At 71.5% G+C, this 19,107-nt stretch carries 19 protein-coding genes; 9 read left to right on the plus strand and 10 right to left on the minus strand.

Annotation, left to right across the window (positions count from 1 at the left end):
* Nucleotides 1–135 precede the first annotated feature (135 nt).
* From ACWG52_RS10935 to ACWG52_RS10970, 8 genes are all read left to right on the plus strand, one after another.
* Entirely contained in the window at nt 136–894 is a 759-nt protein-coding gene (locus tag ACWG52_RS10935; protein ID WP_161289912.1) for an ABC transporter ATP-binding protein, read from the plus strand.
* A complete protein-coding gene (locus tag ACWG52_RS10940) occupies nt 876–1,949 on the plus strand; it encodes a hypothetical protein (protein WP_389805129.1) in 1,074 nt (357 codons plus the stop codon). The genes ACWG52_RS10935 and ACWG52_RS10940 overlap by 19 nt, the downstream gene beginning before the upstream one ends.
* Before the next feature lie 26 nt (nt 1,950–1,975).
* A complete protein-coding gene (locus tag ACWG52_RS10945) occupies nt 1,976–3,067 on the plus strand; it encodes an LOG family protein (protein WP_453128572.1) in 1,092 nt (363 codons plus the stop codon).
* Between the two features lie 80 nt (nt 3,068–3,147).
* A complete protein-coding gene (locus tag ACWG52_RS10950; protein WP_389805135.1) occupies nt 3,148–4,053 on the plus strand; it encodes a DMT family protein in 906 nt (301 codons plus the stop codon).
* Nucleotides 4,054–4,150: 97 nt separating this feature from the next.
* Nucleotides 4,151–4,792 (plus strand): hypothetical protein, encoded by a 642-nt coding sequence (locus ACWG52_RS10955; RefSeq protein WP_389805137.1) that lies wholly within the window; start codon nt 4,151–4,153, stop codon nt 4,790–4,792.
* Nucleotides 4,793–4,916: 124 nt separating this feature from the next.
* Nucleotides 4,917–5,180, plus strand: coding sequence for a ferredoxin (locus tag ACWG52_RS10960; RefSeq protein WP_051763473.1), 264 nt, complete (start codon nt 4,917–4,919; stop codon nt 5,178–5,180).
* On the plus strand, nt 5,177–6,580 hold the full coding sequence (locus ACWG52_RS10965; RefSeq protein ID WP_389805141.1) for an NAD(P)/FAD-dependent oxidoreductase: 1,404 nt from the start codon (nt 5,177–5,179) through the stop codon (nt 6,578–6,580). The genes ACWG52_RS10960 and ACWG52_RS10965 overlap by 4 nt, the downstream gene beginning before the upstream one ends.
* Before the next feature lie 70 nt (nt 6,581–6,650).
* The gene (locus ACWG52_RS10970) at nt 6,651–7,898 is read left to right on the plus strand and encodes a cytochrome P450 (RefSeq protein WP_389805145.1); all 1,248 of its coding nucleotides are present in this window, start codon (nt 6,651–6,653) and stop codon (nt 7,896–7,898) included.
* A 12-nt stretch (nt 7,899–7,910) separates the two neighbouring features.
* On the opposite strand, the gene ACWG52_RS10975 is transcribed toward ACWG52_RS10970, so the two are convergent.
* The 9 genes from ACWG52_RS10975 to rpsB form a co-directional block, all read right to left on the minus strand.
* Entirely contained in the window at nt 7,911–8,948 is a 1,038-nt protein-coding gene (locus ACWG52_RS10975) for an ABC transporter ATP-binding protein (RefSeq protein WP_453128576.1), read from the minus strand.
* On the minus strand, nt 8,948–10,564 hold the full coding sequence (locus ACWG52_RS10980) for an ABC transporter permease (RefSeq protein ID WP_453129059.1): 1,617 nt from the start codon (nt 10,562–10,564) through the stop codon (nt 8,948–8,950). The genes ACWG52_RS10975 and ACWG52_RS10980 overlap by 1 nt, the downstream gene beginning before the upstream one ends.
* Before the next feature lie 95 nt (nt 10,565–10,659).
* On the minus strand, nt 10,660–11,754 hold the full coding sequence (locus ACWG52_RS10985) for a thiamine ABC transporter substrate-binding protein (protein ID WP_389805151.1): 1,095 nt from the start codon (nt 11,752–11,754) through the stop codon (nt 10,660–10,662).
* A 253-nt stretch (nt 11,755–12,007) separates the two neighbouring features.
* The gene (gene rlmN, locus ACWG52_RS10990; RefSeq protein ID WP_033222940.1) at nt 12,008–13,120 is read right to left on the minus strand and encodes a 23S rRNA (adenine(2503)-C(2))-methyltransferase RlmN; all 1,113 of its coding nucleotides are present in this window, start codon (nt 13,118–13,120) and stop codon (nt 12,008–12,010) included.
* Nucleotides 13,121–13,213: 93 nt separating this feature from the next.
* Nucleotides 13,214–14,290, minus strand: coding sequence for a phosphatidate cytidylyltransferase (locus ACWG52_RS10995; RefSeq protein WP_389805155.1), 1,077 nt, complete (start codon nt 14,288–14,290; stop codon nt 13,214–13,216).
* Nucleotides 14,290–14,847: a ribosome recycling factor gene (frr, locus tag ACWG52_RS11000; protein ID WP_030016386.1), complete on the minus strand. Its 558-nt coding sequence runs from the start codon at nt 14,845–14,847 to the stop codon at nt 14,290–14,292. The genes ACWG52_RS10995 and frr overlap by 1 nt, the downstream gene beginning before the upstream one ends.
* Before the next feature lie 92 nt (nt 14,848–14,939).
* Nucleotides 14,940–15,719 carry a UMP kinase gene (pyrH, locus tag ACWG52_RS11005; RefSeq protein WP_030016384.1) on the minus strand — a complete coding sequence of 260 codons (780 nt, stop codon included), beginning with the start codon at nt 15,717–15,719 and terminating at the stop codon, nt 14,940–14,942.
* Nucleotides 15,720–15,881: 162 nt separating this feature from the next.
* On the minus strand, nt 15,882–16,718 hold the full coding sequence (tsf, locus tag ACWG52_RS11010; protein ID WP_033222937.1) for a translation elongation factor Ts: 837 nt from the start codon (nt 16,716–16,718) through the stop codon (nt 15,882–15,884).
* A gap of 135 nt (nt 16,719–16,853) precedes the next feature.
* Complete coding sequence (gene rpsB, locus ACWG52_RS11015) at nt 16,854–17,747, minus strand: 30S ribosomal protein S2 (protein WP_386091782.1); 894 nt, start codon at nt 17,745–17,747, stop codon at nt 16,854–16,856.
* A 251-nt stretch (nt 17,748–17,998) separates the two neighbouring features.
* On the opposite strand from rpsB, the gene ACWG52_RS11020 reads away from it, so the two are divergent.
* Nucleotides 17,999–18,463, plus strand: coding sequence for a M23 family metallopeptidase (locus ACWG52_RS11020; protein WP_389805160.1), 465 nt, complete (start codon nt 17,999–18,001; stop codon nt 18,461–18,463).
* Nucleotides 18,464–18,497: 34 nt separating this feature from the next.
* Here ACWG52_RS11020 and ACWG52_RS11025 read toward each other — a convergent pair whose 3' ends face one another.
* The gene (locus ACWG52_RS11025) at nt 18,498–19,055 is read right to left on the minus strand and encodes a TetR/AcrR family transcriptional regulator (protein ID WP_078909437.1); all 558 of its coding nucleotides are present in this window, start codon (nt 19,053–19,055) and stop codon (nt 18,498–18,500) included.
* Nucleotides 19,056–19,107 lie beyond the last annotated feature (52 nt).

The following is a 19,107-nucleotide window of genomic DNA, read 5'->3' on the forward strand; positions in this document are numbered from 1 at the left end:
CCTCCGTTCGAGTGAGAACGTGGGGGTCCGGGCCGTGTGCTGTCACCATCCAAGACGTTCATCTCTTTACATCTCATTGCGGCGCCAGTGACTTCGACCGGCTCCGCTTCGTTCCCTCGGACGGAGGTGTACGCCATGGTGGCTCCACCGGACAATGCCCCGCCTGACAATGACGTCCTGTGGGCTCGGTCCCTTCACTACTCCCACGACGGCTCCCCCGCCCTCGTCGACGTCTCCGTCGGTGTCCGCCAGGGTGAGATCCTCGCCCTGACCGGCCCCCGCGGCTGCGGCAAGACCACCCTGCTCCGCTGCCTGTCCGGGCAACTGCGGCCCCAACAGGGCGAGGTCTGGTTCAACAGCGTCCCCGTGCACACCATGGGCGCGCTCATCCGCGAACGGCTGCGCCGCGACCGGTTCGGCTGGATCGGCCACGAGCCCCAGCTGCTGCCCGAGCTGAAGGCCTGGGAGAACGCGGCCCTGCCCCTGCTGCTCGCCGGGGCCTCCCACCGCGCCGCCCGCAACGCCGCCTGCGAATGGCTGGACCGGCTCGACATCGCGGGTCTCGCCCGCAAGCGCCCCGCCGCGCTGACCCGTGCCGAGGCGCAGCGGGTCGCGCTCGCCCGGGCCTTGGTCAACGAGCCCGCGGTGATCTTCGCCGACGAGCCCACCGCCCCGCTGCACCGCACCGAGCGGGCCCTGTTGCTGCGTACGCTCACCACCGCGGCCCGCTCCCACGACATCACCGTGCTGCTGGCCACCCACGACGAGGCCACCGCCGCCGTCGCGGACCGCCGGATCGCCCTGCTCGACGGCCGCCTCGCGGGGGCCGCGGCCGCCGCCTCCCCCGTCGCCGACACCACGGAGGACCAGGCCGCGTGCTCGCTCTCCGCCTAGCCCGCGGTTCCCGGCCGCTCGTCCAGCTGCGGCGGCTCCTCGTCGCCGCGGCCTCGGCCGGAACCGGTTTCCTGCTCCTCTATGTACTCGCCGGGGCCGTGGCCCAGCCCGCCGGATCGTTCCCTCGCCTGCTGTGGGCCCTGATCCCGCTGGCCGTCACCGTCCACTTCGCCGTCGTGGTGGCCCGGGCCGACCCCGCCACCCAGCCCCGCGAGGGTCTCGACGCCGCCGGGCTGGGACCCGTTCGGCTCATGCTGGCCGCCGCGATCTCCACCGCCGTGGCCTGCGCCCTGGGCAGCGCCCTGGCCCTGGCCGTCTTCCTCCACCTGCGCGGGGAACTGGCCGGGCTCCCGTTCGACGGGACCGGGGCGGCGCTGCTCCACGCGGACCAGCCGCTGCCGGTGGCCGCCGCCCTCACCCTGCTGGCCCTGATCCCGCTGACCGCCTCGGCCGCCACCGCCCTCGCGCTGCGCCCGCACCCGCCGCTCGCCCCCCGGACCGGGCTGCCCTGGGGCATCGCGCTGACCGCCTGCGGGCTCGCGGCCTCGGCCTACGCCGGCCGGGGCGACGGGGGGATGCTCATCGGCTGGTCCCTGACCGCGGTCGGGCTCGCCCTCGCCGGACCGGGGCTCGCCTACGCCTGCGGGAGCCTCGTCCAAGCCGTGCGCCCGGGAGCGCTGCGACTCCTGGCGGGGCGAACCCTCCAGGAGGAGGCTCCCCGGATCGGCCCTCCGCTGGGCGTGCTCTGCTCGGTGGCCGCGGGCACCCTGACCGCGTTCGCCCTGCGCGACCGAGGTGGGCTGCCCGCCCCGCTGGGCCCGCTGACCTGGCCGGCCGTCGCGCTGGTGGCCCTGTGCGCCGCCGCGACCCTTCTCACATCCGTGGTGGAGGCCCGCCGAGGCCGGGAGCCCGGACGCAGGGCCCTGCTCGACCTGGGCGCCCCGTCCAACGTGCTGCGCACCGCCGCGAGTCTGCGGGCCACCGCGCTCCTGGCCGTGTGCGTACCGCTCAGCTGGGGTGTGGCGCAGCTGACGTCGCTGGCGTTGACCCGCTGACGCGAGCAGCCCTTAGGGTGGGCCGAATGGTCAACCCAGACATCGAGATCGAGACGCTCGCCGAATTCGACCAGGTCGTGGCGCGCGGCTCGCTCAGCGGCTACCGGATCCAGTCGGTCAACCTGCTGGATCGGACCTTCGCGCTGCTCGCCGCCGACACCTCGACGGCCGTGTTCCTGGGCTGCGCGATGGAGCCCGACGCGGCGGCGAAGGTCCGCGCCGACGGCGCGCTGGTCTTCCCGCCCGTACCGGACCTGCCGTTCGACCCGTACCGGGGTCTGCTGTACACGCCGGAGGAGCTCTTCACCGGGCTGCCCGACGGGTACGAGGCCACCCCGGACGCCGAGGCGTTCGCCTGGTTCCAGGAGACCAGGTCCGACGGCGACGTCTTCGCCGCGATGCTCCGCTCCGTCCACGACGACGCCATCTCCGACGCCCTCGACGAGCACCTCGCCGGTGCCCGGGTCGTGGGCGTGATGGGCGGCCACGTGATGGCCCGCGGCGGTACGCACTACCGCGGCGCCGCCGAGCTGGGCAGGGCGCTCACCCGGTCCGGGCTGATGGTGGCCACCGGCGGCGGCCCGGGCGCGATGGAGGCCGCCAACCTCGGCGCCTACCTGGCACCGGCCCCGGACGAGGCGCTCGCCGAGGCCCTGGAGCTGCTGGCCAAGGCCCCCTCCTTCGCGCCGTCGGTGTCCGAGTGGGCCGGCGCGGCCTTCGCCGTCCGCGAGCGCTTCCCCGCCGGCGGGGACTCGGTGGGCATCCCGACCTGGTTCTACGGGCACGAGCCGCCGAACGCCTTCGCGGGACACATCGCGAAGTACTTCGCGAACGCCACCCGTGAGGACGGTCTGCTGGCCCGCTCGAACGCGGGCGTGGTCTTCCTGCCCGGCGCGGCGGGCACGGTCCAGGAGATCTTCGACAACACCACCGCGAACTACTACGAGTCCCGGGGCGAGCCGGCGCCGATGATCCTGGTCGGCCGCGCCCACTGGACCGAGCACCTCCCGGCCTGGCCCCTGCTCCAGGCACTGGCGCGCGGCCGGGCGATGGAGTCCCGGATCGCGCTCGTCGACTCGGTGGACGAGGTCCCGGACGTCCTCGCCTCGATGAACTGAGCTCCGGAAGCAACTTTCCGGGCCGTTCTCACGTCTGGCAGAGGTAACGCAAAACCTGCCAGACGTGAACGGAGCCCTTGGTGCTCATAGGCCTGCTGACCGCTGTCGCGGCGTCCATCTGCTACGGCACGGGATCCGTGCTGCAAGCCGTCGGCTCCCGCCGCGCCGCACGCATGTCCCCGACCGCCGCCGGAGTGACCGCCCACGGCGGACCCAACCTGTCGTCCACCGCGAAAGCGGCGATGACCTGGGAATTCATCGTCGGCACCATCCTGGACTTCGTGGGCTTCGGGCTCGGGGCCCTGGCCGCCCGCCTGCTGCCCCTCTTCCTGTCCCAGACGGTCATCAGCGCCAACCTGGTGATCACGGCCGTGCTGAGCGTGAAGATGCTCGGCATCCGGCTGAGCCGCAAGGAGTGGACCTCGATCGGGGTCGTCTGCACCGCGCTGGTGCTGCTGGCCACGGCCGCGGGCCACGAGGGCGGCCACCACGCGCCGATGTCCACCCACTGGTGGCTGCTGGGGATCACCCTGCTGCTGATGGTGGGCGGCACCGTGGCCGTACGCCTCCTCGGTGGCGGCGCCGCGATCCTGGCGGGCCTGCTGTCGGGGCTCGGCTTCGGCGCGCTCGGCGTCGGCGTCCGGATCCTGAACGGCGTGGACCCGTTCGACCTCACCACCCTCCTCACCGACCCGGCCCTCTACGCCATCCTGGTGGCCGGCATCGGCGGCATGTACCTGCACACGGTCGCCCTCCAGATCGGCTCGGTGAACGGCGCCACGGCGGCGCTGGTCGTCGGCGAGACGGTCCTGCCGGGCGCCATCGGCGTCCTGTGGCTCGGCGACGCCTCCCGCCCCGGCCTGGCCTGGCTCGCGGTCCTCGGCTTCGTCATGGCCGTCGCCGGAGCGGTGGCGGTCGCCTGGTACGGCAAGCACGAGGGGGCCGACGAGGGAGCCGTCGCCCCGGTACCGGAGCCGGTCGGCTGACCCACCGGCCGGCCGGGCCCCTCACCCGGTCGGCCGCCCCCGGTGGTGGCGCGGCGATGACTGCCGCTTGCTGGACCGGGGGAGAGAGTGAGGGTCCGTGAGTCCCACGACCGATCGGCTCAACACACCACGCGCGGCCGGGATGGCCGGAATCGCCTTCGCCCTGCTGCTCGGGGTCGCGATCGTCCTGATGCGGATCGCCGTCCCGTCGGGCAACGCCGCCGACGTGCCCATCGACCCGGACAAACACTGGGCGGTCCAAGTGGCACTGGAGATCGTGCCCTTCGCGGGCATCTTCTTCCTCTGGTTCATGGGCGCCCTGCGCGCGCACACGGGCTCCGCCGAGGACCGCTTCGTCGCCACCGTGTTCCTCGGCAGCGGATTCGTCTTCGTGGCCACCCTGTTCGCCTCCGCCGCGGCGGCCGGCACGGTGTTGGCCGAGGGCACGCCCTCCGATTTCGGCCGCCACTACGCCTACACCCTCCTCGCGACGTACGCCATGCGGATGGCGGCCGTCTTCGTCCTCGCGACCTCGACGATCGGGCGGATGCTCGGCGTCTTCCCGCGGCCGCTGGCCCTGCTGGGCACGGTCGTCGGCCTGGTGCTGCTCGTGGTCGGTTCCGGAGTGCCCTGGTCCGAGATGGTGTTCCCGGCCTGGGCACTGATCGTCAGCCTGTACATCCTGCGCGTCCGGCGCGGCACCGCCCACCGGCCTCCGACCCCCACGGAACCGCCCTGACCTGGAGGTCCTTACTCCGGCAGGCGGCCCGCGAGCGCCGCGTGCATGCTGGTGGGAAGGGGAAGAACCGGGGGACTCCGGGGGGGTGACGGGGAGGAACGGCCGAGGGAAAGGCAGAACCGTCATGAGGCTTGTCGTCGACCTCAACCGCTGTCAGGGATACGCCCAGTGCGCATTCCTCGCTCCCGATGTCTTCGCCATGCACGGCGACGAGTCGCTGCTCTACAACCCTGAGGCGGATCCGGCGCAGCGCGAGGACGTCCTGCGTGCCGTGGCCGCCTGCCCGGTGCAGGCCATCCTCCTGGAGATCACGGACGAGGACATGGCGAACATGGTGACCCCGGATGCCGTGGCCGGCGCCGGTTCCCGTTCCGGAGGCGCCCAGTGACCGCTGCAGGAACACACGACGGAGCCCTGGAGCACCTCAAGCGCGAGGGCCGCATCGTCGTCGTCGGTGCCTCTCTGGCCGGTCTGCGGGCCGCCGAGACCATGCGCGAGAAGGGCTTCGCCGGTTCGCTCACGCTGATCGGCGACGAACCGTACGAGCCGTACGACCGGCCGCCGCTGTCCAAGCAGGTCCTGCTGGGCAACGCGGTCGCCGACCACACGGCGCTCCCCCGCCGCCGGGCGATCGACGCCGACTGGCGGCTCGGGGTCCCGGCCACCGGCCTGGACATGGCTGCCCGTCGGGTCAAGCTCGGCAACGGCGACGAGGTCGAGTACGACCGGCTGCTGATCGCCACCGGTGTACGCGCCCGGCCGTGGCCCAACCCGGAGGAGGGCGCCCTCAAGGGCGTGTTCGTCCTGCGCACCCGCGACGACGGCGAAGGGCTGCAACGGGCCCTGGCCGCCGGTCCCCGCCGGGTGCTGGTCATCGGGGCCGGGTTCACCGGGTCCGAGATCGCCTCCGCGTGCCGGGAGCGCGGCCTCGACGTCACTGTCGCCGAACGGGGCGACGCGCCGCTGGTCGGCGCGCTGGGCGGGGTGATCGGCGCGGTGGCCGCCGAGATGCACCGCGAGAACGGCGTCGACCTGCGGACCGGGGTCATGGTGACCTCGCTGGAGGGCGACCCCTCCGGGCGGGTCCGCGCCGCGCACCTCTCCGACGGATCGACCATCGAGGCGGAGGTGGTGGTCGTCTCGCTGGGCGCGCAGCGCAACACCGAGTGGCTCGCCGGCTCGGGGCTGGGCGCGGGTCCGCGGGGCATCGCCTGCGACGCGGGCTGCCGGGCCTTCGACGTCCGCGGCATCGTCACCGACGACATCTACGTGGCGGGTGACGTGGCGCGTTCCCCGCACGCCCTGTTCGGCTACCAGTTCCTGTCGCTGGAGCACTGGGGCAACGCCGTCGCCCAGGCCGACACCGCCGCGCACAACATGCTCAGCGAGAGCGCCGACCGCCGCCCCCACCTGTGGGTTCCGGCGTTCTGGTCCTCACAGTTCGGCGTGAACATCAAGTCGGTCGGGGTACCGCCGATGGGGACCGAGATCCTCATCACCCAGGGCTCGCTCGCCGAGCGCCGGTTCGCCGCCGCCTACGGGTACCAGGGGCGTCTGATCGCCGCCGTCACCTTCGACAACTGCCGCTGGCTGCCGTTCTACGAGCAGCAGATCGAGGCCACGGCCCCGTTCCCGCCGGAGTTCTCCACGGTGGACCGCAGGCCCGACGGAGCCAAGCCGCTGCCGGCCGATTTCCCGGACCCGTCGGTCCCCACCCACGGGCCGACCATCACGCTGAGCGGCTATTCACCGGCCGACCGGAAGATGACCTTCACCCCCGGAAGATGACGTTCACCTCCGCCCCGCGCCACCGGCCGCGCCGCACCGCGCCCTCCCCCGAGGATCACGAGGACCTGTCATGACCCAAGCCCTGCTGCGGGAGATCATCGACTACGCGAACCGCGCGAATCCGTACCCGCTGTACGAGGAGCTCCGCAAGACCCCGGTGTCCCACGACGGGGACGGCCCCTACGTGGTCAGCACGTACTACGAGATCCACAGCCTGCTGCACGACCCTCGGATCAGCTCCGACGCCAAGAACCTGAAGGCGACCGGGGACGATCTGCTGGGCGAGCAGTCCGACGAGGAGGGCACGACGCTGCCCCCGTCCTTCCTCAAGCTCGACCCGCCCGACCACGACCGGCTGCGGCGGATGACGAACCGGCCGTTCGGCCCGCCGCACGCCCCGCACCGGGTGCACGACATGCGCGACGAACTCGGCGGCCTCGTCACCGGGCTGATCGATGGCATCAAGGAGACCGGGCAGCTGGACCGGATCGACCTGGTCGACCAGTTCGCCTACCCCTTCCCGGTCTCGGTCATCTGCCGGCTGCTCGGCATCCCCCGCGAGGACGAACCCCGCTTCCACGTCTGGGCGGAGACCCTGGCCGCCAGCCTGGACCCCGACCCGGACGCGGACCCCACCCAGCGCGGCCAAGGCTCGACGGACGCCCGCATGGAGCTGGGCATGTACCTGGCCGGGCTGATCGAGGAACGCCGCAAGAACCCCGGCGACGACATGCTGTCCCAGCTCGCGACGGCGGACGGCCCGGACGGCGCGATGACCACCATGGAGGCGCTCAGCACCTCCGCGCTGCTGCTGATCGCGGGCCACGAGACCACGGTCAACCTCATCACCAACGGGATGCTGACGCTGCTGCGCCACCCGGAGGCCCTGGAGCGGTTGCGCAACGACCCCGATCTGGCGGTCCCGATCGTCGAGGAGCTGCTGCGCTACGAGCCGCCCGTACAGCTGCTGCCCCAGCGCACCACCCTCTCCGACATCGAGGTCGCCGGAGTCACGATCCCCAAGGGCGCGTCGGTGTGGCTGATGCTGGCCTCCGGGAACCGTGACCCGAAGCGGTTCGAGAACCCGGACCGCTTCGACCCCGACCGCAAGGACATCCAGCACCTCGGCCTCGGCAGTGGCATCCACAGCTGCTTCGGGGCGCCGCTGGCCCGGCAGGAGGCCCAGCTGGCGCTGAGCGAGCTCGCCCGCCGGTTGGAGAACCCCCGGCTGCTGGAGGACCCGCCGCAGTACCGTCAGAACTCGGTCCTGCGCGGCCCGCGCCACCTGCCGATCGCCTGCGACGGCATCCGTCCCTGACGGACACCCCCGTCAGGGGGTCTCCGGCGGAAGGACGACCACCTCGGCGGGGGTGAAGGTCACCGCGACCCGGTCGCCCACGGCCGGCGCCCCCGCCAGGCCGCACTCGGCCTCCAGCACCGGCCCCGCCTCCGGCCGCAGCCGTAGGGCGACGTGCGTGCCGCGGAAGGTACGGGACACCACCTCGCACCGCAGGCCCGCCGCGCAGAGCACGACCCCGGCCGGGCGGATCAGCAGCCGCTGCTCCCCCTCCGGGGAGCCGTCCGGTACCGCGACCTTGCCCCACGCGGTGGCGGCCGCGTCGCCCGAGATCACGGCCGGGACCACGTTCTCGAAGCCGAGGAAGCGGGCCACGAACTCCGACGCGGGCCGCTGCCACACCTCCAGGGGGGTGCCGGCCTGGGCGATCCGGCCGTCCCGCATGACCACCACCCGGTCGGCCAGTGCGAAGGCCTCGCCCTGGTCGTGCGTGACGGCCAGGACGGTCGTGCCCAGCCGGGAGAACAGCCCGCGCAGCTCCACCACCAGCCGCTCGCGCAGCCCCCGGTCCAGCTGCCCCAGCGGTTCGTCGAGCATCAGCAGCCTCGGTGACGGGGCCAGTGCCCGGGCCAGCGCGACGCGCTGCTGCTCACCGCCGGACAGCGAGGCCACCGCCCGGGCCTGGGCCCCTGGGAGCCCGACCAGTTCCAGCAGTTGCGCGACCCGCTCCGCGGACGAGGCCCGTCCGGCTCCGCGCATCCTCAGCCCGAAGGAGACGTTCGCGCCGACGTCGCGGTGCGGGAAGAGCTGGTGGTCCTGGAACATCAGGCCCACGCCCCGCCGGTGCACGGGGACGCCGGCCTGGTCGGCGCCGCCCAACAGCACCCGCCCGGCGGACGGCCGCTGGAGTCCGGCGACGACCCGTAGCAGCGTGGACTTGCCGCTGCCGCTCGGTCCCAGCACGCACACGACCTCGTGCTCGACGACCGTGAGGTCCACGCCGTCCAGGGCGTACTGGGCCGCGCGCTCACCGAAGCGGACCGACACCCCCTCCAGCTGAAGCAGTGTCATCAGAAGTCTCCGGAGGTCTTGTCGGGTCGCAGTCGCTCCAGCAGCAGCAGGGACACCGCGCACACCAGCATCAGGATCGTGCTCAGGGCCATCGCCTGCCCGTAGTTCAGCTCACCGGCCCGCCCCAGCAGCCGCGCCACGGCCACCGGCAGCGTCGGCCGGTCCGCCCGCGCGATGAACACGGTCGCGCCGAACTCCCCCAGGGACACCGCGAAGGCGAACCCGGCCGCGATCAGCAGCGCCCGCCGCACCAGCGGAAGGTCCACCTCGCGCCAGGCCCGCAGCGGCGACGCGCCGAGCACCGCGGCGGCTTCGCGCAACCGCCCGTCGACCGCGCGCAGCACCGGCAGCATGGTGCGTACGACGAAGGGCACGCCCACCAGGGCCTGTGCCAGTGGCACCAGGATCCACGTGGTCCGCAGGTCCAGCGGCGGCTCGTCCAGGGTGATCAGGAAGCCGAAGCCCACGGTCACGGCGGACACCCCGAGCGGCAGCATCAGCAGCGCGTCGAAGCCGCGTACGAAGCGGCCCCCGCGCCGGGTCAGCGCCGCGGCCGCGAGCCCCCCGACGACCAGGGCGATCGCGGTGGCGGCGAGCGCGTACTGCAGGGAGTTCCAGATCGCCTCCAGCGGCGCCACCAGGAAGGTCCCGCCGCCGGCGCCCGCGTCCCGCAGAGCCCGGTAGTAGCCGAGGCCGTAGCCGCCGGGCGTGTCGAAGGACCGCTCGATCAGGACGCCCAGCGGCGCCACGATCAGCAGCGCGACGGTCAGCAGCACCCCGCCCAGCAGCGTGCGCTGCGCCCAGCCGCGCGGCCGGTGGGTGGTGCGGCCCGGGTCCACCAACCGCAGCGCGGTCTCGCGCTTGCGCACGGTCCAGGCGTGCACGGCGAGGATCGCGCCGATCGCGGCGAACTGCACCATCGTCAGGACGGCCGCCGTCGGCAGGTCCAGGAGCTGCGCGGTCTGCCGGTAGACCTCCACCTCCAGGGTGGAGTACGCGGGTCCGCCGAGGATCAGTACGACGCCGAAGGAGCTGAAGGTGAACAGGAACACCATCAGGGAGGCGGCGGCCACCGCCGGGGCCAGCGCGGGCAGCGTCACCCGCCGCCAGGCGGTGAACCGGCCGGCGCCCAGCACGCGGGCGGCCTCCTCCTGGCGCGGATCGAGCTGGGCCCACAGCCCACCGACCGTGCGGACGACGACGGCGTAGTTGAAGAAGACGTGCGCGAGCAGGATCGCCCAGACGGTGGTGTCGAGCCGGACCCCCGCCAGTTCGTCCAGCAGCCCGCCCCGTCCCAGCAGCGCGAGGAAAGCGGTGCCGACCGCGACGGTCGGCAGCACGAAGGGCACGGTCACCACGGCGCGCAGCAGCTGCTTGCCCGGGAACTCGAAGCGCGCGAAGACGTATGCGGCGGGGAGGGCGATCAGCAGGGTGAGGAGGGTGGAGGCGCACGCCTGCCAGGTGGTGAACCACAGCACGTCGGCGATGTCGGGGCGGCCCAGCACCTCCGCGAACCGGCCGAACTGCCATCCTTCGTCGGTCTTCAGGCCCCGTCCGACGATCGCGGCGACGGGGTAGGCGAAGAACAGGCCGAAGAAGGCGAGGGGAACGGCCATCAGGGCGAACCGCACGGCGGTCGCCCGTGCCCCCTCGCGGGGGCCGGAGCCCGGCGTGGCGCCCCCCGACGCCACGCCCGGCTCCTTGGTACCGCTTACTTCACGACGAGCGCGGTCCATGCCTTGACCCACTGCTCACGGTTCTTGGCGATGGTCTCGGGAGCCACGTTCTCCGGCTTCTCGACCACGACGCCGTGCTTGGTGAACAGCTCCGGCAGGGCGGCGTCCTTCGTCACCGGGTTCACGAACATCTGGAGCGGCATGTCCTCCTGGAACTTCTTGCTGACCAGGAAGTCCACGAGGGCCTTGCCGCCCTCCTCGTTCTTGGCGCCCTTGAGCAGGCCCGCGAACTCGATCTGGCGGAAGCAGGTGCCGGTGGCCACGCCCGTGGGGGCCTCGGTCGGCTGGGGCTCGCCGTACAGGACCTCGACCGGCGGGCTGGAGGCGTACGAGACGACCAGCGGGCGGTCGCCCTTGGCCTTCTTGCCGCCCGCGGAGCCGGAGAAGCGCTCGTTGTAGGCCTGCTCCCAGCCGTCGACGACCTCGACGCCGTTGGCCTTGAGCTTGCTCCAGTAGTCCTTCCAGCCGTCCTCGCCGTACTTGCCGACGGAGGCGAGCAGGAAGCCGAGGCCGGGCGAGGAGGTCGCGGCGTTCTCGGTGACCAGCAGGTTCTTGTACTCGGGCTTGGTCAGGTCGTCCAGCGTCTGCGGCGGGGCGATCTTCTTCTCGGCGAAGTACGCCTTGTCGTAGTTGACGCAGATGTCGCCCGAGTCGATCGGGGTGACCCGGTGCTCCTTGTCGAGCACGTACTCGGGCTTGACCTCGGCGAGGCCCTTGGCCTCGTACGGGGTGAAGATGCCGTTGTCGAGGGCGCGCGAGAGAAGGGTGTTGTCGACGCCGAAGAAGACGTCGCCGCGCGGGGAGCCCTTGGTGAGGATCTCCTGGTTCAGGGCCGCGCCGGCGTCCCCGGACTTCAGCACCTTGACCGTGTAGCCGCTCTGCTGCTCGAACTCCTTGAGGACCGATTCGGTCACGTTGAAGGAGTCGTGGGAGACGAGCGTGACGGTCTTGGACTTCGGGGCGTCGCTCGCGCCGGCGGGCTTGTCCTCGGTGTCGCCGCAGGCGCTGAGCGTGGTGACGCCCAGCGCGGCCACGAGCGCGACGCCCGCGATCTTCTTGGTGGTGCTCATCGGTTGATTCCTCCTGGGATGTCCAGGAGAAGACGCGGCCCTGCCCGGCGCTCTGCGAGAGCGGACGCCGGGCAGGGCGCAACAGCAAGAGTGGTGACCGAACTTCCTACCCCGAATGACCGGGGCGAGGTTCAGAGGGTCTGCGGATGACGGATACCGCACTCTCAGCGCTGTGGCGCTCCCCTGTCGGAATATGAAATTGGTTCGGCCACAGGGTACCCCGTGGCCGAATAGCGTCGAACAGAGGCGGAATCTAGCGTTCCGAGGCGGCCAGCTGGCCGCACGCTCCGTCGATCTCCTGACCCCGGGTGTCCCGTACGGTCACCGGCACACCGTGGCGGGCGATGGCCTCCACGAAGGCCTTCTCGTCCTCGGGCCGCGAGGCGGTCCACTTGGAGCCCGGCGTCGGGTTGAGCGGGATCAGGTTGACGTGTACGCGCTTGCCCTTGAGCAGCTTGCCCAGGAGGTCACCGCGCCAGGCCTGGTCGTTGATGTCGCGGATGAGGGCGTACTCGATGGAGATCCGGCGGCCGGACTTCTCGGCGTACTCCCAGGCGGCGCCGAGCACCTCGCGGACGTTCCAGCGGGTGTTCACGGGGACGAGGGTGTCGCGCAGCTCGTCGTCGGGCGCGTGCAGCGAGACGGCGAGACGGCACTTGAAGCCCTCGTCGGCGAAGCGCAGCATGGCCGGGACCAGGCCGACGGTGGAGACGGTGATGCCGCGCTGCGACAGGCCGAGGCCGTCGGGCTCCGGGTCGGTGAGCCGGCGGATGGCGCCGACCACGCGGTTGTAGTTGGCGAGCGGCTCGCCCATGCCCATGAAGACGATGTTCGACAGCCGGGCCGGGCCACCGGGGACCTCGCCGTCGCGCAGCGAGCGCATGCCGTCGACGATCTGGTGCACGATCTCGGCGGTGGACAGGTTGCGGTCCAGGCCCGCCTGGCCGGTGGCGCAGAACGGACAGTTCATGCCGCAGCCGGCCTGCGAGGAGATGCACATGGTGACCCGGTCGGGGTAGCGCATGAGCACGGACTCGACGAGCGTGCCGTCGTGCAGCTTCCACAGGGTCTTGCGGGTGGTGTCGTCGTCGCACGAGATGTGCCGGATGACGCTCATCAGGTCCGGCAGCAGCTCCTGCTGGAGCTTCTCCCGCGAGCCGGCCGGGATGTCGGTCCACTCGGCCGGGTCGTGCGCGTACCGGGCGAAGTAGTGCTGGGAGAGCTGCTTGGCCCGGAACGGCTTCTCGCCGATCGCGGCGACCGCCTCACGGCGCTCGGCCGGGGTCATGTCGGCGAGGTGCCGGGGCGGCTTCTTGGCCCCGCGAGGGGCGACGAAGGTGAGCTCTCCCGGAACGGGGCGGGCCATGGCAGGTACTCCTTGTAAGACGAAAGGCGCGCCGCAGAAGCAGCGCGCCTTCCAAGAGTAACCGCCCGGCGTCCTGCGACGCCTTTTCGCAGGTCAGCCGGTGCCTACGAAGGCTGCCAGCAGCAGCCACACCACGGGGGCCGTCGGAAGCAGGGAGTCCAGGCGGTCCATGATGCCGCCGTGGCCCGGCAGCAGGGTGCCCATGTCCTTGATGCCGAGGTCCCGCTTGATCATCGACTCGCCCAGGTCGCCCAGGGTGGCGCTGACCGCGACCGCGAGGCCCAGCAGCAGGCCCTGCCACCAGGAGCCGCCGTCGATCAGGAACTCCATGCACAGCGCGCCGGCCGCCATCGCGAAGGCCACCGCGCCGAACAGTCCCTCGCGGGTCTTGCCGGGGCTGATGCGCGGCGCGAGCTTGGTCTTGCCGAAGCGCCAGCCGACCGCGTAGGCGCCGGTGTCACTGACCACGGTCAGGAGGAGGAAGGTGATCACGCGCTCGGCGCCGTCGTCGGCGGTGAGCAGCATCGCGACGAAGGTGGCCAGGAAGGGCACGTAGAACGCCGCGAAGGCGCCCGCCGTGACGTCCTTGAGGTAGTCCTCGGGCGGTTCGGTCATCCGCCACACCAGGACCGCAAGCACGGTCAGGGCCATGGCGACCCAGGCGCCCTCGGCCCCCCGGACGTATCCGGCGATGACCATGGCGGCGCCACCGACCGCGAGCGGGACCAGCGGGGCCTTGATGCCCTTCTGTTCCTGCAGCCGGGAGGTGAGCTCCCACAGGCCGACGACGACCGCGACGACGATGACGCCGACGAAGACGGCCTTGACGATCAGCAGCGAGGCGAAGATCACCGCGCCGAGACCTACGCCCACACCTATGGCGGCGCGCAGATCCCGGCCCGCGCGCTTCTTCGGCGGCGGGGGCGAGGCGTCCTGCGGCTGCTGGGCATGCGGAGGCGGGGGGCTGGGCATGGGCTCCTGCGGCGGCGTATCGGCGCGGAAGAGGGGGCCGCTGTCGGCGGCGACCCCCCGATCGCGTGCTTCCCGGTCGTCGAAGTCACGGCCGGCGGCATCGGGCACGATGGGCATGGGCCGAGTGTGCGGGCCCACCTGCGCATCGTATGCGGGACCCGCCGGAACCGGCTCCGGCTGCCAGGAAGAGTCGTTCATCAGACTTCGAGGAGCTCGGCTTCCTTGTGCTTCAGGAGCTCGTCCACCTGCGCGACGTACTTCGCGGTGGTGTCGTCGAGCTCCTTCTCCGCGCGACGCACCTCGTCCTCGCCGGCCTCCTTGTCCTTGACCAGCTTGTCGAGGGCGTCCTTGGCCTTACGACGGACGGCGCGGAGCGAGATCTTGGAGTCCTCGGCCTTGGTGCGCGCGACCTTGATGTACTCCTTGCGGCGGTCCTGCGTCAGCTCGGGGAAGGTCACCCGGATGATGCTGCCGTCGTTGCTCGGGTTGACACCGAGGTCGGAGTCGCGAATGGCCTGCTCGATGTTGCGCAGGGCGCTCTTGTCGAACGGGGTCACGATCGCCATGCGCGGCTCGGGCACCGAGAAGGAGGCGAGCTGGTTGATGGGCGTGATGGCGCCGTAGTACTCCGCCACGATCTTGTTGAACATCGCCGGGTGCGCACGGCCGGTGCGAATCGCGGCGAAGTCTTCCTTGGCGACGACGACGGCCTTTTCCATCTTCTCCTCGGCCTCGAGGAGGATCTCTTCGGTCACCACGTGCTCCTGCATGTCAGATATGGATGGTTCAGGCGGGCGGGCGGGGCCGGCGAACCGCCCTGCGGCTCGCTCGGTCCGGCAGCGGACTGCTAGGCCCGGGTTTCCTGGTCGCTCACGAGCGTGCCGATCTTCTCACCCTTGACGGCGCGGGCGATATTGCCCTCGGCCAGGAGCTCGAAAACGAGGATCGGAAGCTTGTTGTCGCGGCAGAGCGTGATCGCGGTGGCGTCGGCGACCTTGAGGTCGCGGGAGAGGACCTCGCTGTACTCCAGCGCGTCGAACTTCACCGCGTCCGGGTTCTTCTTCGGGTCGGAGTCGTAGACCCCGTCGACACCGTTCTTGCCCATGAGCAGGGCCTCGGCGTCGATCTCCAGGGCGCGCTGGGCGGCCGTGGTGTCGGTGGAGAAGTAGGGCATGCCCATGCCGGCGCCGAAGATGACGACGCGGCCCTTCTCCAGGTGCCGGACGGCACGCAGCGGGATGTACGGCTCCGCGACCTGGCCCATCGTGATGGCGGTCTGCACGCGGGAGTCGATGCCCTCCTTCTCCAGGAAGTCCTGGAGCGCGAGGCAGTTCATGACGGTACCGAGCATGCCCATGTAGTCGGACCGGGCCCGGTCCATGCCGCGCTGCTGGAGTTCGGCGCCGCGGAAGAAGTTGCCGCCGCCGATCACGACGGCGATCTCCGCGCCGTCGCGGACCACCGCGGCGATCTCACGCGCGATGGCGTGGACGACGTCGGGGTCGACGCCCAGTCCTCCGCCACCGGAGAAGGCCTCGCCCGACAGCTTCAGCATGAAGCGGCGGCCCTTCTTGTCCTGGTCGCTCTTGTCGTCGGATGCGGTGTGGGGGTCCACGCCCTGATTCATGGAGATCTCCTCGTGCACATACGAAGAAGGCCATTGCCGGTGGGTCCTTGCGGTTCCCTCTACGGCAATGGCCTCCTCGTCAGATCTGCGGTCGTCTCGCGCGAGCGCGGACGACTGCTTCAGACCCTACCGGGGTCCGGTGTCCGTCGCGTACGGACGGACTCAGATGCCGACCTTGATGCGGGTGAAGCGCTTCAGGGTGACACCGGCCTCGTCCAGAACCTTCTGGACGGACTTCTTGTTGTCCAGGGCGTACGCCTGGCCGAGCAGCGTGGCGTCCTTGAAGAAGCCGTTGACGCGACCCTCGACGATCTTCGCGATGGCAGCCTCGGGCTTGCCCTCCGCGCGGGTGACCTCTTCGGCGATGCGACGCTCGGACTCGACCTTCTCGGCCGGAACGTCCTCGGCGGACAGCCACTGCGGGGCGAACGCGGCGATGTGCTGCGCGACGCCGCGGGCGACCTCGGCGTTCTCCTTGTCGAGCTCGACCAGGACGCCGATCTGGAACGGCAGGTCGGGCATCGTGCGGTGCATGTACGCGGCCACGTAACCGCCGCTGAACTGCGCGAAGCGGTCCAGGACGATCTTCTCGCCGAGGTTGGCGTTGGCCTCGTCGACGAAAGCGGTGACGGTCTTGCCGGGCTCGATCTCGGACGCGAGCAGCGCCTCGATGTCGGCCGGGGAGGTGGCGGCCACGTGGGCGGCCAGCTGGTTGGCGACGGCCAGGAACTTCTCGCCCTTGGCGACGAAGTCGGTCTCGCACTTCAGCTCGACGATGACACCGGAGGTGTTGTCGTCGGCGATGAGGGAGACGACCGCACCGTTCTCGGCAGAACGGCCCTCGCGCTTGGCGACGCCCTTCTGACCCTTGATGCGGAGCGCTTCCTGGGCCTTGTCGACGTCACCGTCGGCGTCCACGAGCGCGTTCTTGCAGTCCAGCATGCCGGCGCCGGTGAGCTCGCGGAGCTTCTTGACGTCAGCGGCGGTGTAGTTCGCCATGAGTCTGTGATTCTCTCTCGAAGTCGTAGATCTACGGGTGAACGGCGGAGGCGCCGCGCCTCAGGCGCGGCTCCCCCGCCGTCATCGTCCGTGCTGCGAGTGCCCGGCGTGTGAACGCCGGGCGCTCTCAGTGGGTCAGGCCTGCTCGGCGTCGGCGGCCGGAGCCTCGACAGCCTCGGCGGCCGGGGCCTCGACAGCCTCGGCGGCCGGGGCCTCGGCAGCCGGAGCGGCCTCGGTCTCGTCGGCCTTCTTCTCGCCCTCGAGCAGGTCGCGCTCCCACTCGGCGAGCGGCTCGGCGGCGGCCTTCTCGCCCGGCTTCGAGTCACCGGTCGCAGCGCCGGAGCGGGCGATGAGGCCCTCGGCGACGGCGTCGGCGATCACGCGGGTGAGCAGGGTGACGGAACGGATCGCGTCGTCGTTGCCCGGGATCTTGTAGTCGACCTCGTCGGGGTCGCAGTTGGTGTCGAGGATCGCGACGACCGGGATGTGGAGCTTGCGCGCCTCACCGACGGCGATGTGCTCCTTCTTGGTGTCGACGATCCAGACGGCGCTGGGAACCTTCGACATCTCGCGGATACCACCGAGGGTCTTCTCCAGCTTGGTCTTCTCGCGGGAGAGGACCAGGAGCTCCTTCTTGGTGAGACCCGAGGCGGCGACGTCCTCGAAGTCGATCGCCTCAAGCTCCTTCAGACGCTGAAGGCGCTTGTAGACGGTGGAGAAGTTGGTGAGCATGCCACCCAGCCACCGCTGGTTGACGTACGGCATACCAACGCGCGTCGCCTGCTCGGCGATGGCCTCCTGGGCCTGCTTCTTGGTACCGACGAACATGATGGAGCCACCGTGCGCGACGGTCTCCTTCACGAACTCGTAGGCGCGGTCGATGTACGACAGCGACTGCAGCAGGTCGATGATGTAGATGCCGTTGCGCTCCGTGAAGATGAAGCGCTTCATCTTCGGGTTCCAACGGCGGGTCTGGTGACCGAAGTGGACGCCGCTTTCCAGCAGCTCCCGCATCGTGACGACGGCCATGGCCATCTCCTTGGTTTCTCGGTTTGGTTCCTGACGCCCCACCGCGCCCTGCCCCCATGAGGGGACCGAGAGACGCTGCCACCTGGCTGTTTCAGCCTGGCGCCGGGGCGTGCGAAGTCGACCCGGTGACCCGGATCGCCACAAGAAGTGTACGGGACCCGGCGGTATGCCGGGTGACGCCGTCGTCCACAGTGCGCCGGCCGTCCACAGGCGCGGGCAGTGCTCCGAGCGCGCGCGGGACGCTGGGGTCCATGACGACCTTGCTGCTCAGCCTGCTCCTGGCCCTGGCCCAGGCGGCCCTTCCCGGGGTCCGCCCGCTGCCCGCCCCACTGTCGGTGGCCCGCTGGTGGGACCCGCCGCCGACCCCCTACGCGGCCGGTCACCGCGGGGTGGACCTGTCCGCGCCGGTGGGCGCGGAGCTCCGGGCGGTCGCGGCCGGCCGGGTCCACCACGCGGGGCCCGTCGCCGGGCGCGGCGTGCTCTCGCTGACCCTGCCGAACGGGCTGCGCACCACCTACGAGCCGGTCCGACCCCTGGTCACGGAGGGCGAGCAGGTCACGGCCGGCCAGGTGGTGGCGGTGCTGACGGAGGGCTCGCACTGCCCGGCGCCCTGCCTGCACTGGGGTCTTCTGGCGGGCGAGGTGTACCTCAACCCGCTCACGTCGCTCCCCCGCCCGACCCCGAGGCTGCTCCCGACAAACCCGAGCGGGGGGTGAGACGCGCGGGGCCCACGGCGCGGCGGCGGGGGCCTCAGCCCCGGACGCCCCGCAGGGCCATGGCGACAGCGGCCTCCGTCACGACGGTGGGATCCTCCGCCGCGCCGAGCTCGATCCGCCGCACGGCGGCGTCCACGACGCCTTGGAGCAGCATCGCGGCCAGCCTCGGCTCCGCGTGCCCCAAGGCGCTCAGCGCCTCGACGATCATCGCGATGAGCCCGCCGTGCGCCGCACGGATCTTCTCCCGCGCGCCCGCGTCGAGCTCGCTGGCCGAGATGGCGACCACCGCGCGGTGGCGCCGGTCGCCCACGAGCCCCAACTGGCTGCGCACGTAGGCCTCGATCTTCGCCTCCGGCGACTCGGCCTGCTCCATCGCCGCTTCGATCTCGGCGGCCCACACGGGGAAGTCCACGGCGCACAGCTCTTCGACCACGGCGGCGCGGGAGCGGAAGTACTCGTACACGGAGGACCGGGCGAGCCCGGTCCGCTCCGCGAGGGCGGGGAAGGTCAGCGCCTCCGTCCCGCCTTCGGACAGCAGGGATCGCGCGGCGTCCAAGAGGGCGCCGCGCTGCATCGACCGGTGCTCGGCCACGGAGGCCGCTCGAATCCTGGGCACGCATCCACTCTACGGAGGTAGCGCAAGC

The sequence above is a fragment of the Streptomyces sp. CLCI03 genome, assembly GCF_053615355.1.

Bases quoted from the DNA above. Each gene is read 5' to 3' on its own strand.
- ACWG52_RS10980 (WP_453129059.1), bottom strand. From the start codon at position 10,564: ATGGCCGTTCCCCTCGCCTTCTTCGGCCTGTTCTTCGCCTACCCCGTC.
- ACWG52_RS11020 (WP_389805160.1), top strand. From the start codon at position 17,999: ATGACGACCTTGCTGCTCAGCCTGCTCCTGGCCCTGGCCCAGGCGGCC.
- ACWG52_RS10945 (WP_453128572.1), top strand. From the start codon at position 1,976: ATGGTCAACCCAGACATCGAGATCGAGACGCTCGCCGAATTCGACCAG.
- pyrH (WP_030016384.1), bottom strand. From the start codon at position 15,719: ATGAATCAGGGCGTGGACCCCCACACCGCATCCGACGACAAGAGCGAC.
- ACWG52_RS10995 (WP_389805155.1), bottom strand. From the start codon at position 14,290: ATGAACGACTCTTCCTGGCAGCCGGAGCCGGTTCCGGCGGGTCCCGCA.
- rlmN (WP_033222940.1), bottom strand. From the start codon at position 13,120: ATGGCCCGCCCCGTTCCGGGAGAGCTCACCTTCGTCGCCCCTCGCGGG.
- ACWG52_RS10970 (WP_389805145.1), top strand. From the start codon at position 6,651: ATGACCCAAGCCCTGCTGCGGGAGATCATCGACTACGCGAACCGCGCG.
- ACWG52_RS10935 (WP_161289912.1), top strand. From the start codon at position 136: ATGGTGGCTCCACCGGACAATGCCCCGCCTGACAATGACGTCCTGTGG.
- tsf (WP_033222937.1), bottom strand. From the start codon at position 16,718: ATGGCGAACTACACCGCCGCTGACGTCAAGAAGCTCCGCGAGCTCACC.
- ACWG52_RS10960 (WP_051763473.1), top strand. From the start codon at position 4,917: ATGAGGCTTGTCGTCGACCTCAACCGCTGTCAGGGATACGCCCAGTGC.
- ACWG52_RS10985 (WP_389805151.1), bottom strand. From the start codon at position 11,754: ATGAGCACCACCAAGAAGATCGCGGGCGTCGCGCTCGTGGCCGCGCTG.
- ACWG52_RS10975 (WP_453128576.1), bottom strand. From the start codon at position 8,948: ATGACACTGCTTCAGCTGGAGGGGGTGTCGGTCCGCTTCGGTGAGCGC.
- rpsB (WP_386091782.1), bottom strand. From the start codon at position 17,747: ATGGCCGTCGTCACGATGCGGGAGCTGCTGGAAAGCGGCGTCCACTTC.